General features: G+C 67.1%; 12 protein-coding genes. 11 read left to right on the forward strand and 1 reads right to left on the reverse strand.

The genetic code is table 11. The features are described from left to right. The first annotated feature begins 13 nt into the window (after nucleotides 1–13). From LFT46_RS07485 to LFT46_RS07515, 7 genes are all read left to right on the forward strand, one after another. A complete protein-coding gene (locus LFT46_RS07485; protein ID WP_236821738.1) occupies nucleotides 14–1,273 on the forward strand; it encodes a molybdopterin molybdotransferase MoeA in 1,260 nt (419 codons plus the stop codon). Continuing rightward, a complete protein-coding gene (gene moaC / locus LFT46_RS07490) occupies nucleotides 1,261–1,752 on the forward strand; it encodes a cyclic pyranopterin monophosphate synthase MoaC (RefSeq protein ID WP_236821739.1) in 492 nt (163 codons plus the stop codon). Before LFT46_RS07485 ends, moaC begins: the two co-directional genes overlap by 13 nt. After that, nucleotides 1,749–2,273: a MogA/MoaB family molybdenum cofactor biosynthesis protein gene (locus tag LFT46_RS07495; protein WP_236821740.1), complete on the forward strand. Its 525-nt coding sequence runs from the start codon at nucleotides 1,749–1,751 to the stop codon at nucleotides 2,271–2,273. The genes moaC and LFT46_RS07495 overlap by 4 nt, the downstream gene beginning before the upstream one ends. Further along, nucleotides 2,263–2,727: a molybdenum cofactor biosynthesis protein MoaE gene (locus LFT46_RS07500; protein WP_236801922.1), complete on the forward strand. Its 465-nt coding sequence runs from the start codon at nucleotides 2,263–2,265 to the stop codon at nucleotides 2,725–2,727. Before LFT46_RS07495 ends, LFT46_RS07500 begins: the two co-directional genes overlap by 11 nt. 67 nt (nucleotides 2,728–2,794) lie before the next feature. Beyond that, on the forward strand, nucleotides 2,795–3,565 hold the full coding sequence (dapB, locus tag LFT46_RS07505; protein WP_236821741.1) for a 4-hydroxy-tetrahydrodipicolinate reductase: 771 nt from the start codon (nucleotides 2,795–2,797) through the stop codon (nucleotides 3,563–3,565). Nucleotides 3,566–3,568: 3 nt separating this feature from the next. Continuing rightward, entirely contained in the window at nucleotides 3,569–4,042 is a 474-nt protein-coding gene (locus LFT46_RS07510; protein WP_236801924.1) for a hypothetical protein, read from the forward strand. A 333-nt stretch (nucleotides 4,043–4,375) separates the two neighbouring features. Further along, complete coding sequence (locus LFT46_RS07515) at nucleotides 4,376–5,344, forward strand: TM2 domain-containing protein (protein ID WP_236821742.1); 969 nt, start codon at nucleotides 4,376–4,378, stop codon at nucleotides 5,342–5,344. Nucleotides 5,345–5,467: 123 nt separating this feature from the next. Here the strand turns inward: LFT46_RS07515 and LFT46_RS07520 are convergent, their stop codons facing one another. After that, entirely contained in the window at nucleotides 5,468–6,703 is a 1,236-nt protein-coding gene (locus tag LFT46_RS07520) for a heparan-alpha-glucosaminide N-acetyltransferase domain-containing protein (RefSeq protein ID WP_236821743.1), read from the reverse strand. Nucleotides 6,704–6,824: 121 nt separating this feature from the next. Between LFT46_RS07520 and LFT46_RS07525 the strand changes: the two genes are divergently transcribed. The 4 genes from LFT46_RS07525 to LFT46_RS07540 all read left to right on the forward strand — a co-directional run bounded on the left by LFT46_RS07525 (nucleotide 6,825) and on the right by LFT46_RS07540 (nucleotide 13,032). Continuing rightward, nucleotides 6,825–7,292, forward strand: a complete 468-nt coding sequence (locus LFT46_RS07525) for a hypothetical protein (protein ID WP_236821744.1) — start codon at nucleotides 6,825–6,827, stop codon at nucleotides 7,290–7,292. A 58-nt stretch (nucleotides 7,293–7,350) separates the two neighbouring features. Beyond that, nucleotides 7,351–8,259 (forward strand): 4-hydroxy-tetrahydrodipicolinate synthase, encoded by a 909-nt coding sequence (dapA, locus tag LFT46_RS07530; protein ID WP_236801928.1) that lies wholly within the window; start codon nucleotides 7,351–7,353, stop codon nucleotides 8,257–8,259. Between the two features lie 40 nt (nucleotides 8,260–8,299). Further along, nucleotides 8,300–9,991 carry a ribonuclease J gene (locus tag LFT46_RS07535; RefSeq protein WP_236821745.1) on the forward strand — a complete coding sequence of 564 codons (1,692 nt, stop codon included), beginning with the start codon at nucleotides 8,300–8,302 and terminating at the stop codon, nucleotides 9,989–9,991. Nucleotides 9,992–10,131: 140 nt separating this feature from the next. Next, nucleotides 10,132–13,032, forward strand: coding sequence for an FtsK/SpoIIIE family DNA translocase (locus tag LFT46_RS07540; protein WP_236801930.1), 2,901 nt, complete (start codon nucleotides 10,132–10,134; stop codon nucleotides 13,030–13,032). Nucleotides 13,033–13,049 lie beyond the last annotated feature (17 nt).

The following is a 13,049-nucleotide window of genomic DNA, read 5'->3' on the forward strand; positions in this document are numbered from 1 at the left end:
CAAAGGCGTACCCATGACCACTGCGCATCACGCCCCTGCGGGCAAGGCCCACAACGCCCGCTCCGTCGCCGCGCATCTGGCCGCAGTCACTGACCTCCTCGCCCCGCTGGCGGCAGAATCCCGCACTGAAGTTGTTCCCCTGCCTGATGCCCTGGGCCGGGCGCTGGTGCACGGACTCCTTGCTCCGCTCAGCCTTCCCCCCTTCGCCAACTCCCAGATGGACGGGTATGCCGTCCGTTCCGCGGACATCCCCGACGGCGGCGCTGAGCTGCGCATCATGCCTCCCATTCCCGCCGGGTCGAGCCCGCAGCCGCTTGGGCCGGGGGCTGCGGCGCCCATCATGACAGGTGCGATGATCCCGGCGGGGGCTGACGCCGTCGTACCTATTGAAAAAGCGGTGCCCGACCACTTCCTTCCGGAGCAGGACGGCACTGTTGTGACGCTGCCGGCCACCGCCCCGGGAACGTACGTGCGCGCCGCCGGCAGCGACATTGCGGCAGGGGAGCGGGCGCTCGCCGCCAGAACCTGCCTGGGGCCGGCACAGCTGGGACTGCTCGCCGCCCTCGGCATAACGGAGGTGGAGGTGTACCGGGCGGTGACCGTCCTGCTCGTCACCACCGGGGACGAGGTAGTTGAACCGGGCCGGCCCCTGCCGGAGGGCAAGATCTACGACTCCAACGGAACCCTCCTGGAAGCGGCAATGACGCAGGCAGGCCTTCGCGTCCGCCGCGCCGGGATCTCCACCGACAACCCTGCGGAACTCCAGGCGCTGCTGCGGACCGAAGGCCGGGACGCGGACCTGATCGTCACCACCGGCGGGGTCAGCAAGGGAGCCTACGAGGTGGTGCGGCAGGCCATGGCGGAACAACCGGTCGACTTCCTTCACGTCGCAATGCAGCCCGGTGGCCCCCAGGGAATCGGAACGTTCGACGGCGTCCCCTTCCTTGGGTTTCCCGGCAATCCTGTCAGCTGCCTGGTGTCCTTCGAGATGTTCCTCCGGCCCGCCCTGTCGGCCTTGCTGGGGGCACCGGCGGCCCGGCTGCCCCTGCGCGCCCGCCTTGACCTTGAAGGGCAAGCCCAGCAACTCAGGTCCCCCGGGCCCAAACACCAGGTCCGGCGGGGCAGCCTGCAGCCGGACGGGACGGTACGGCTGGAAGGCGGCGAGAGCTCGCACCTGATGCACGCGCTGGCAGGTTCGAACGTCCTGGTCCACGTTCCTGCCGGCGTAGCGGAACTCGCTGCCGGGGACGAGGTGGAAGTATGGATGCTGTGAACGCAGAACAGACCCCCGCCCTGACGCACCTGCGCCAGGACGGCAGCGCCCAGATGGTGGATGTTTCCGCCAAGGCAGAGACCACCCGGGAGGCGACGGCCACCGCCACGGTCCGGACCACCGCCGAAGTGATGCAGCTCCTGGGCACCGGCGGGCTCCCGAAGGGGGATGCGCTGGCCGTTGCCCGCGTGGCCGGCATCATGGCCGCCAAGAAGACCCCGGACCTGATCCCGCTCTGCCATCCGCTGCCGCTGTCCAAGGTGACGGTCGACTTCGACCTTGGTCCGGCCGCCGTCACCATCAGCTCCACGGTGAAAACCCGCGGCGTCACCGGGGTGGAAATGGAGGCCCTGACCGCGGCCTCCGTGGCGGCGCTGAGCGTTTACGACATGATCAAGGCCGTGGACAAGCACGCGGTCCTGACGGACATCAAGGTGCTGGCCAAGAGCGGCGGCAAGAGCGGAGACTGGGCACTGTGACCACACCTTTCAGCGCAGCCGCCCCACATGTGCACGGCGAGGTACAGGGGCGGAAGGCCGGCGTCGTCATTGCCTCCACCCGTGCGGCCGCCGGAATCTACGAAGACGAAACCGGCCCCGTGATTACAGACTGGCTCGCCGAGCATGGCTTTGACGTGTTCCCGGCCATGGTGGTCCCCGACGGTGACCCGGCAGGTGCCGCCATCAGGGCCCTCCTCACCCAGCACCCCGCCGTCATCATCACCAGCGGCGGCACCGGGCTAAGCCCCGACGACCGCACGCCGGATGTCACCCTGCCGCTCCTGGACCGGGAGATCCCCGGGATCATGGAGGCGATCAGGAGGGCGGGCGCTGCCAAAACCCCGCTCGCGTCCCTGAGCCGGGGTTACGCCGGCGCCGCAGGGCACACGTTCATCGTGAACCTGCCCGGTTCACCTAAGGGGGTTATGGACGGGCTCACCGTCCTGGACCCGTTGATCGGGCACCTCTGCGACCAGTTGGAAGGCGGACATGGGCACTGAAGCATTCGAAGTAGTAAGGGCAGTCCTGAGCCCGGACCCCATCTCTGTGGACCAGGCCATAGCGGCGGTGGAAAGCGACACCGCGGGCGCGGTGGTCAGCTTCAGTGGCGTGGTGCGCAACCACGACGGCGGCAAGGCTGTCCAGCGCCTCAGCTACAGCGCGCATCCCACGGCACACCAGGTGATGGCCGACGTCGTCGCCCGCCTTGTTGCCGAACAGGACCCGGAAGGGGATGCCGGGGCTGAACAGCCTGTCCGCATCTGGGCAGCACATCGCATCGGCATGCTGGAAATCGGCGACCCCGCGCTGGTGTGCGCCGTGTCCGCCGCGCACCGCGGCCAGGCCTTCGCCGTCTGCTCCGAACTCGTGGACCGCATCAAGGAACAGGTGCCCATTTGGAAGGAACAGTTCTTCTCCGACGGCACCGTGGAATGGGTAGGCGCAGGCGGCTGACCCACCGCGAGGTAACGCATGCCGCCCGGTTCCTGCACCAACCACTGCCGCCGGTAGGGTTAATGCCATGACCGAACAACACTCCGTTCCCAAGCTGGTGGCCGTCCTCGGCGCCACTGGACGCATGGGCGCCGAGGCCGTCAAGGCCATCGACGCCGCTCCCGACATGAAGCTCGTCGCAGCCCTCGGACGGGGTGACTCGCTGGAACAGCTGACCACCTCTGGTGCCCAGTACCTGGTGGACCTCACGGTCCCCGAAAGCACCGAAGCGAACGTCCGCTTCGCCGTCGAGCACGGAATCCACGCCGTGGTGGGCACCACCGGTTGGGACGTCGAACGCCTGTCCGCACTGGAATCCCTGCTGGCCGAGCACCCGGAGACGGGCGTCCTGATCGCGCCGAACTTCGCCCTCGGCTCCGTGTTGGCCTCCGCGTTCGCCGCGAAGGCGTCCAAGTACTTCGAATCGGTGGAGATCATCGAACTGCACCACCCGGACAAGGTGGATGCCCCTTCCGGCACCGCCGTCCGCACGGCACAGCTCATCGCTGCGGAACGTGCTGCTGCACAGGTGCCGCCCAGCCCCGATGCCACCACCAGTGAACGCGCCGGCGCCCGCGGCTGCGAAGTGGATGGCGTCCGCGTGCACAGCGTCCGGCTCCGCGGGCTCGTGGCACACCAGGAAGTGCTCCTGGGCGGTCCCGGTGAGCAGCTGACCCTCCGCCACGACTCCTTTGACCGTGCTTCCTTCATGCCGGGCGTGCTCCTGGGCGTGCGCAACGTTGCTGCACACCCCGGCCTCACCGTTGGCCTGGACGGTTACCTGGACCTGGGGCTTTAGGCCGTGAACGGGCTGGCAGCCGGCTTCCGGAAGAACCGCACCAAGATCTGGGTGGCAGCGGTAACGCTGTTGCTGGTGTTCTACCTGGTGGTGTCCTTCCAGCGCTCACTCCTGCTCCTGTCGGACAGCAACCTGACCGCCAAGGCCATCGGCGCCGCCTACCTGGTGCTGCCCATTGTTGGCGCCTGGGCCCTGATCCGCGAGCTGATGTTCGGTGCCCGCACGGAGCAAATGGCCAAGGTCCTGGAGGCCGAAGGCGGCCTGCCGGTGGACGAGCTCCCGCGCACGCCCGGCGGCCGGATCGTCCGGGCGGCTGCAGATGCCGAATTCGAAAAGTACCGGGCCGAGGCCGAGGCCGCTCCCGACGACTGGCGTTCATGGTTCCGGCTGAGCTGCGCCTACGATGCCGCCGGAGACCGCAAGCGTGCCCGGGCGTCCATGCGCGACGCCGTGAAGCTTTTCACCGCCGCGTCCTAGCTCGCAGGGCAGCCCTGCCCAACTGCCGTAATCGGCATTGCCGCCGCGATGGGCATTTCTGCCCATCGCGGTCTTTTGCCGTCCACGGTAGGTTGACTTAGTAAACACTCTTTAGCTTTGGGGGAAAGCATGAGGTTGGCCGCTGCCGTTGGCACTGTCCGCGCCACTGGGCTGCAGCATCTCAGGCCCGGCCCCCAACATCCCCACCCCTGTACTCCACACACCGTCATTCCGCGTGCCCGGATGCCGGCGCAGCGCTGCACCCTGACCACCGCATGCCTCATCACCGCACCTTGATCACCGCCCCCTCGTCACCGCACAGAAGGACCACCAATGAGCCACCCGAATTACCCCCACCCGCAGCAGAACGGGCCGGCGGCGCCGCCCATTCCGCCGCCGCCGTCATCCTTTGGCGCGCAGCCCGCTTTCGAGGGGCAGCATCCGGCAGGTCCGCAGGGGGAATACCAGCCCGGGTCCTACGGCCAAGGGCCCTACCCGGATGCGCCGCGGAAGTCCTTCATGGTCACGTGGCTCCTTTCCCTCCTGCTGGGCACGTTTGGTGTGGACCGCTTCTACCTGGGCAAGATCGGCTCCGGCGTGGCGAAGCTGCTCACGGCCGGCGGTGCGGGTATCTGGGCGATTGTGGACCTGATCATGACCCTGACGGGAAACACCCGGGACAAGGACGGCCGTCCACTGGAGGGCTACCAGGAAAACAAGAAGAAGGCGTGGATCATCACTGCCGTCGTCTGGCTGATCAGCATTATCACCGGAATTTTGTTGACTATCGCGTCCATCGCCATGGTTGGTGCGGCCATTGACGCCCGGAAGGTTCCCGTTGCACCTGAACTTCCTTCGGCTTCCCAGGCCGCGCCTGCCCCCTCCAGCGGAAGCCCGACCGGCGGCAGCGCGGCCGGAGCGAACTCCATGGTGGCCACCGTGTCCGAAGGCAACACCGCGAAAATCAGTGTTCTCGACTCCATTTACACGGACAAGATTCCCGGCATGGACTACATGGAGCCAAAGAACGGCGGTTTCCTTGCGGTGGAGGTTTCCTGGGAGACGCAAACCGGCACCAGCTTCTCCAGCCCCTCCAACTTCACGGTCCTTGATGCCGACGGCAAAGAGGGCGAGCAGGTGTACCTGGATGAGAAGCTGGGGCCCTTGCCCAGCGATGAGGTAAGCGCCGGTGATGCCCGCCAGGGGATCATTGCCTTCGACGTCAAAAAGGGTCCGGTCCAGGTTGTGGTATTCGATGACTACGGCGACAAGGCGGCCACCTTCACCCTGACTGCCCAGTAGCCGGACAACCCCCGTTAGGGGTTGAGAAAGGAACCCGCGCCCCCATCACCTGGGCGCGGGTTCCTTGGCGTTAACTGGAAAACCCGGCCGATATGTGGAAGCCAGTCTTTCGATGGCTGCCGGTCAGTACAGGGCTTTGAGGCCGCCCCGGCCCACCCGGCTCGCCGCGTGGGCCACCCATTCCAGCGGACCGCGCCACCCCAGCACGGCGAACGCCATGCCGATGATGACGGCGGCCGCTGCATGGGCAAAGTACATGCCGTCCTCGGTCCAGCCCACGGGCAGGGGGTGGAGGTAGAAGCCGGAAATTACCCAGACGTGCACCGTGTACAAGGTCAGCGTCATGGCGCCTGCTCCCCGCAGCGGCAGCAGCAGGTCCAGGTCCACCCACTCGGCCAGCCGCCCCAGAAGCAGGCATGCCCCGATAGCCGCCGCCGCCACCGCTGAGGTGTGCAGCAGGTCAAGCGTGGTACCGGAGTGCGGTGCGGCCGACGCGAGCCACCACCACGAGCCCTCCTGCTGCAGTCCTGCCAGGTTGACCTGCAGCACGCTCCCCAGCGGGTACCCCGGTGAGTTCAGGACTTTCTCCAGGGCGGCCCGGCCGCCCCAATCCTCCATCGCGGCTGTGCCCAGGGTCTTGGCGGCCACGGCCACCACCGTCCCGCCCACCAGCAGCAGGACGGGAACCAGTGCCTTACTGAGGACCAGGCGGCCGATGGCCAGCCCCACCAGCAGGTACGACAGCCACTGCACCACCGGGTAGTACCCGGTGAAGAACACGTCCGCGAGCAGCCTGGAAGGCGTCCCCAGGTCCTCCCAGTTCGGGTTGTGGCCCAGCTTCAGGGGCGGCTCGGGGGCAAGGAGCCAGGGCCGCAGCAGATAGGCCAGCACCGGCGACGCCAGGATCCAGCCGGCGGCCCACGCACACAGTCGCTTCACGCCGAGTCCCAGGAAAGGCAGGATGCACAGGAAAAGGACGGCGTAATGGACCAGGATGATGGCCACGTTCACTTCCAGGCTGCCCAGGGTAAGCCCGACGGCGGCAATCACCAGGGCGCGGAGCGCCACTCCACGCCGGGCGCCGGAGAGTTCGGCGCCCTCCAGAGGCTTGTCCCTGCCCGTGGAGAGGGCAAGCCCGACGCCGGCCAGGACGGCGAAGAGCGCCGCGGCCCGCCCCGAGAACGTGAGGCCGATCCAGGTTGGGGTGAGGCTGGCGTTCGATTCGAACGTCGGCAGCAGGTGCGTGGCCATCATGCCCAACAGGGCCAGGCCACGGGCGGCGTCGATGCCCCGAAGGCGCCCCGGTTGTTGCCCGCCTGGGGTCTTCCGGGACCGGGTGGCCGGGGTTCGGGACGTCATGACCAGATCGTCTCACATGCACTGGCGGCGTTGCTGTCAAGCAGGCAACCACGGGGGAAGGGGAGCGCGGCAGTGCAGTGACCCCCTTGTTTTCGAATATATGTTCGAATAGCATGGCTGCATGAAGACGCCATCTACCGGAACCCCTTCGCCACGGGGATCCGACCAGCCGGGAAACCTGCACTCCGGAAAGCTGCAGTCAGGGAACTTTCGGGCCGGTCAGTTACCGGCAGATTTCCGCCCCGCGGGCCCTTCGGTGGACGGCACTGGAGCGGACGGCGGGCTGCTGAGGGCAATGAGCCCCGGAGTGGTGGACTATCTCTTCCGCCAGCTCGTCTCAGGTCGTCCCGCCGAGGACGTCCAATGGGAGCGGGAGGGCATCAGCCTCGCGGCCCAGCCAGAGGGGGCCGAGCTGGCCCGGCGGCTGGCGGAAACCGACATCGATGCGCTGACGCCAACGGAGCTGTTCCACTATGTACGCGCTGCGCAACGGCTCGCGTCCTGGGCTGAAGACCTTCGGCAGGCCGCCGTCGGACGCTATTGCCACGCCGGAACAAACGCGCCCCGGCCCGGCGGGCACCGTATTTGACGCTCGTCACGCCCGTGGCATTGTCCTAACCAGCCGGGGACAGGGTAACGTTTTTTCCATGGCTGACTCTTCCGCGCACATCCCTGCCCTCGGTACCCTCCTGACCGCCATGGTCACGCCGTTCACCAAGGACGGCGCAGTGGATTACGACCAGGCGGCAGCGCTGGCCAGCAAGCTGGTCGACGACGGCTGCGACGGGCTGGTAGTCACGGGAACCACGGGGGAAACCTCCACACTGACGGACGAAGAGAACCTCGGCATGTTCCGCGCCGTCAAAGACGCCGTAGGCGGCCGAGCGGCGATCATTGCCGGTACCGGCACCAACGACACCGCGCACTCGGTCCACCTTTCCCAGCAGGCGGCAGCCCTCGGCGTCGACGGCCTCCTCCTGGTGACCCCTTACTACAACAAGCCCAGCCAGGCAGGTGTCCGCGCCCACTTCGAGACCATTGCGTCCGCCGTGGACGTACCCGTCATGCTCTACGACATCCCCGGCCGGTCCTCCATCCCCATCGAACCGGACACCATGATCCGGCTGGCGCAGCACCCCAACATCGTCGCTGTGAAGGACGCCAAGGCGGATTTTGTTGCCGCCACCCGCGTCATGGCGGAAACAGACCTCCTGTTCTACTCGGGCGATGACGGACTGACACTTCCCTGGATGGCCCTGGGCGCCGTCGGCCTGGTGGGCGTCACCACCCATGTCGCCACCCGCCGCTTCCGCGAACTCATCGACGCCGTCAACGCGAACGACCTCGGGACCGCCCGCAAGATCAACTTCGAGCTGCAGCCCGTGGTCCGCGCCACCATGACCCGCGTCCAGGGCGCCGTGGCGGCCAAACAGATTCTTAAATGGCAGGGAGTCCTGCCCAACTCGATTGTCCGTTTGCCCCTCGTGGAGCCGGACGAAACCGAGATCGAAACCATCCGCGGGGATTTGGCGGAAGCGGGGCTGGTCTTCTCCTGAGGCTAAGACCGGCACCCTTCCGCCTGGAAAGAAGTGCACTATGACCCAAACTGCCCTTACCGGCCTTGTCACCCCTCCGCGCCTGCCCCAGGGCACGCTGCGGATCGTCCCGCTTGGCGGGCTGGGGGAGATCGGCCGGAACATGGCCGTGTTCGAAATCGACGGCAAACTGCTGATCGTGGACTGCGGCGTCCTCTTTCCCGAGGAAACCCAGCCCGGCGTTGACCTGATCCTGCCGGACTTCTCCTACATTGAGGACCGGCTGGACGACGTGGTGGCGGTGGTCCTCACCCACGGCCACGAAGACCACATCGGCGCGGTGCCCTACCTGCTGAAGCTGCGCAACGACATCCCGTTGGTGGGATCGCAGCTGACCCTTGCCCTCATCGAGGCCAAGCTGCAGGAGCACCGCATCAGGCCCTACACGCTGACCGTCGAAGAGGGCCAGGTGGAAAAGTTCGGGCCCTTCGAATGCGAGTTCGTGGCCGTCAACCACTCCATCCCGGACGCTTTGGCCGTGTTCATCCGCACCGCGGGCGGCACCGTCCTGCACACCGGCGACTTCAAGATGGACCAGCTGCCGCTGGATGGCCGCATCACCGACCTCCGGCACTTCGCCAAGCTCGGCGAAGAAGGCGTGGACCTTTTCATGTCCGACTCCACCAACGCGGACGTCCCCGGATTCACCACGGCTGAGAAGGAAATCGGCCCGACCCTGGAGCGGCTTTTCGGCCAAGCCACCAAGCGCATCATCGTGGCCTCCTTTTCCTCCCACGTCCACCGCGTGCAGCAGGTGCTGGACGCGGCCGCCAAGCACAACCGCAAGGTGGCCTTCGTGGGCCGGTCCATGGTCCGCAACATGGCCATCGCCGAAAAACTGGGCTACCTCGACGTTCCCGCCGGACTGATTGTCGACATCAAGAACATCGACAACCTTCCCGACAACCGCGTAGTGCTCATGTCCACCGGTTCCCAGGGTGAGCCGATGGCTGCCCTGTCCCGCATGGCAAACGGCGACCACCGGGTGGTGGTGGGCGACGGCGATACCGTCATCCTGGCCTCCAGCCTCATCCCGGGCAACGAGAACGCGGTGTTCCGGATCATCAACGGCCTGCTTAAGCTCGGCGCCGACGTGATCCATAAGGGCAACGCCAAGGTGCACGTCTCCGGCCACGCTGCGGCCGGCGAACTGCTGTACTGCTACAACATCCTCGAGCCGCTGAACGCCATGCCCGTACACGGTGAAACGCGCCACCTGATCGCCAACGGCAAGATTGCCATCGAGTCCGGGGTGCCGGAGGCCAGTGTCATCCTCGCGGACAACGGCAGCGTCATCGACCTGCGCGATCACCAGGCAGACATTGTGGGCCAGGTGGAGGTGGGCTTCGTCTATGTGGACGGCTCCAGCGTGGGCGAGATCACCGATGCCGACCTCAAGGACCGCCGCATCCTGGGTGATGAAGGGTTCATCTCCATCATCACGGTTATCCACCGCGCTACCGGCAAGGTGGTGTCCGGCCCGGAAATCCACGCCCGCGGCGTGGCCGAGGATGATTCCGTCTTCGACGACATCATCCCCAAGATCAACGCGGCCCTGGAGGAAGCAGTACAGAACCACGCCGACCACACCAGCCACCAGCTCCAGCAGGTGGTCCGCAGGGTCGTCGGCACGTGGGTCAACCGGAAGCTCCGCCGCAAGCCCATGATCATCCCCGTGGTGCTCGAAGCCTGAGAGCACCCGCACACTGGCTCCGGCCCGTACTCCCGCTGCAAGCGGGAGTGCGGGCCGGAGCTGTTTGACGACAGGGTCCGGGCACCTGCCCGGCCCCGATATCCCCGGAATCACAGCATGCTTCCGGTACCGTGGCTACTATGGCCACACGTACTACTTCCGCGCCCAAAGGTACCGGCAGGGGCAGCTCCGGCAGCAAATCCGGGAGCTCCACCGGCCGCGGAACCGGCTCCACTGCCGGCAAGGCTGGGCGCGGCGGCTCATCCAGCACCGCACGCACCCGCCAGCTTCCCGCCGTCGAACACCACCAGCCCTGGCTGCTGCGGGTGGTGGGCGGAGCCTGGCTGGGCGTTGGGCATCTGGTGGGCGGGGGAGTGCGCCGCATCGGCCATGACGTCAGCGACCTCCCTGCCGAGGACCGCCGCGACGGCGCCGCCCTTTTCAACCTGGCATTGGGCATCTTCATTGCCACCTTCGCCTGGTGGGGCCTGACGGGCTGGTTCCCGGACGCAGTGTACGCCGTGGTGAATGGCACGTTCGGCTGGATCTCCCTGCTGCTTCCGCTCATGCTTTTCGTGTGCGCGTTCCGGCTGTTCCGCCAGCCCTCCGACGGACGGGGCAACAACCGGGTCGGCATCGGCTTCCTGATCATGGCGTTCGCGGGCTGCGGCCTGGCGCACATCCTGGGCGGCCAGCCCACCGTCGCCGATGGCTTCGACGGCCTGCGCAGAGCCGGCGGCATGCTCGGCTTCCTGGCTGCCGCGCCGCTGGCAGCCATCCATCCCGCCGTGCCCGTGCTCCTCTACGGCCTGCTGGCCTTCATTTCGCTGCTGATCCTCACCGCAACCCCGTTCACGGCCATCCCGCGGCGCCTTCGGGGAGCGTACGAACACCTCATGGGCATCGACCTGATGGACCAGGAAAACCCCGGCGACACGCACGACCGCAGCTACCTGGAACGGACGCGGCCTGCGGCCCCGAAGAAAAAGAAGCGCAGGCTTTTTGGCAAGGATGAGGAGTCCGACGCCGGCCTTGAGGGCTACGTGGGCGACGAGGCCTTTGAACATGCCGTCATTGACGACGACGAGCCGGAAACTGCCCGCCCGGCGCCCGGCGTGCGGCGGCCCACCCAGGCGGAAATCGCCGTCGAGAAGATCAAGGCAGCCCAGGGCCTGGGCGCCGGGGCGCCGGCGGCGACCGCTTCTCCGGCGGAGAACGCCACGGAGGCCATCCCGCTGGTCATCCCCGGCGCCGCTGCCCCCGGCAAGGCTGCCGCCGCGCCCACCGTGCCTTCCAACCCTGTTGCGCCGGCGCCGCCGCCCGTGCCGATCCCGCAGCGCACCGAGCAGCTCTCCCTCGCGGGCGACGTCACGTACACCCTCCCGGCCTCGGACTTCCTGACGCCAGGTTCCATCCCCAAGGAGCGCACCGAAGCCAACGACGCCGTCGTTGCTGCCCTGACCGACACCCTGACGCAGTTCAACGTCGACGCTACGGTCACGGGATTCAGCCGCGGCCCCACCGTTACCCGGTACGAGATCGAGCTCTCGCCCGGCACCAAGGTGGAGCGCGTCACGGCGCTATCCAAGAACATCTCCTACGCCGTGGCGTCCAGCGATGTCCGGATCCTCAGCCCGATTCCCGGCAAATCGGCCATCGGCATCGAGATCCCCAACACGGACCGCGAAACCGTCTCGCTCGGCGATGTGCTCCGCAGCCAGAACGCCCGCCGCACGGACCACCCGATGGTGATGGGCGTGGGCAAGGACGTGGAGGGCGGCTACGTGGTGGCCAACCTGGCTAAGATGCCGCACCTCCTGGTGGCCGGTGCCACCGGTGCCGGTAAGTCTTCCTTCGTGAACTCGATGATCACCTCCATCCTCATGCGGGCCACGCCGGATGAGGTCCGCATGGTCATGGTGGACCCCAAGCGCGTGGAACTGACTGCCTACGAAGGCGTCCCGCACCTGATCACGCCCATCATCACCAATCCCAAGAAGGCCGCCGAGGCACTGCAGTGGGTGGTCCGGGAGATGGACGCCCGCTACGACGACCTCGCCAACTATGGCTTCAAGCACATCGACGACTTCAACAAGGCGGTGCGGGCCGGGAAGGTCCAGCCGCCGGTGGACTCCAAGCGCGTCATTCGGCCGTACCCGTACCTGCTGGTCATCGTGGACGAACTCGCGGACCTCATGATGGTGGCCCCGCGCGACGTCGAGGACTCGATCGTCCGCATCACCCAGCTGGCCCGTGCCGCCGGCATCCACCTGGTGCTGGCCACCCAGCGTCCGTCCGTGGACGTGGTCACCGGCCTCATCAAGGCCAACGTGCCGTCCCGCATGGCGTTCGCCACGTCCTCCGTAACGGACTCCCGCGTGGTCCTTGACCAGCCCGGCGCCGAGAAGCTCATCGGCCAGGGTGACGCGCTCTTCCTGCCCATGGGCGCCTCCAAGGCAATGCGCGTCCAGGGCGCCTGGGTCACCGAGTCGGAGATCCACAAGGTGGTGGAGCACGTCAAGGGACAGCTCCAGGCCGTCTACCGGGACGACGTCGCCCCCGAGGCGGAAAAGAAGCAGATCGACGACGACATCGGGGACGACCTCGAGGTGCTGCTGCAGGCCACCGAACTCGTAGTCACCACGCAGTTCGGCTCCACCTCCATGCTGCAGCGCAAGCTGCGTGTCGGCTTCGCCAAGGCCGGCCGCCTCATGGACCTGCTCGAATCCAGGGGCGTGGTGGGTCCCTCCGAGGGGTCCAAGGCACGCGACGTGCTGGTCAAACCGGACGACCTCGCTGCCGTCCTGGCCGCCATGAAGGGCCAGGAGGCGCCGGCCACGGCGGACTCCCAGACCGCCGCGCTGAGCGACAACGCCAACGCCAACATTGCCCAGGGCGGCTACGCCGAAGACCTGGTGGCTGCGGACCTGGACAACAGGAAACAGAGCGTCGAATATTACGACGGCTCCGACTCCGCGCCAGGCGGGTACGGCGATGACGAGGACGGGTCCGAAGACGCATGGTCCCTCACCGGGCGTTAGCCCGGTAGCCTAGAAAC

The sequence above is a fragment of the Arthrobacter sp. FW306-07-I genome, assembly GCF_021800405.1.
Taxonomy (GTDB): domain Bacteria; phylum Actinomycetota; class Actinomycetes; order Actinomycetales; family Micrococcaceae; genus Arthrobacter.

Coding starts and splice junctions, on each gene's coding strand:
- LFT46_RS07515 (WP_236821742.1), top strand. CDS start 4,376: ATGAGCCACCCGAATTACCCCCACCCGCAGCAGAACGGGCCGGCGGCG.
- LFT46_RS07535 (WP_236821745.1), top strand. CDS start 8,300: ATGACCCAAACTGCCCTTACCGGCCTTGTCACCCCTCCGCGCCTGCCC.
- LFT46_RS07500 (WP_236801922.1), top strand. CDS start 2,263: ATGGGCACTGAAGCATTCGAAGTAGTAAGGGCAGTCCTGAGCCCGGAC.
- LFT46_RS07485 (WP_236821738.1), top strand. CDS start 14: ATGACCACTGCGCATCACGCCCCTGCGGGCAAGGCCCACAACGCCCGC.
- dapA (WP_236801928.1), top strand. CDS start 7,351: ATGGCTGACTCTTCCGCGCACATCCCTGCCCTCGGTACCCTCCTGACC.
- LFT46_RS07540 (WP_236801930.1), top strand. CDS start 10,132: ATGGCCACACGTACTACTTCCGCGCCCAAAGGTACCGGCAGGGGCAGC.
- moaC (WP_236821739.1), top strand. CDS start 1,261: ATGGATGCTGTGAACGCAGAACAGACCCCCGCCCTGACGCACCTGCGC.
- LFT46_RS07525 (WP_236821744.1), top strand. CDS start 6,825: ATGAAGACGCCATCTACCGGAACCCCTTCGCCACGGGGATCCGACCAG.
- dapB (WP_236821741.1), top strand. CDS start 2,795: ATGACCGAACAACACTCCGTTCCCAAGCTGGTGGCCGTCCTCGGCGCC.
- LFT46_RS07520 (WP_236821743.1), bottom strand. CDS start 6,703: ATGACGTCCCGAACCCCGGCCACCCGGTCCCGGAAGACCCCAGGCGGG.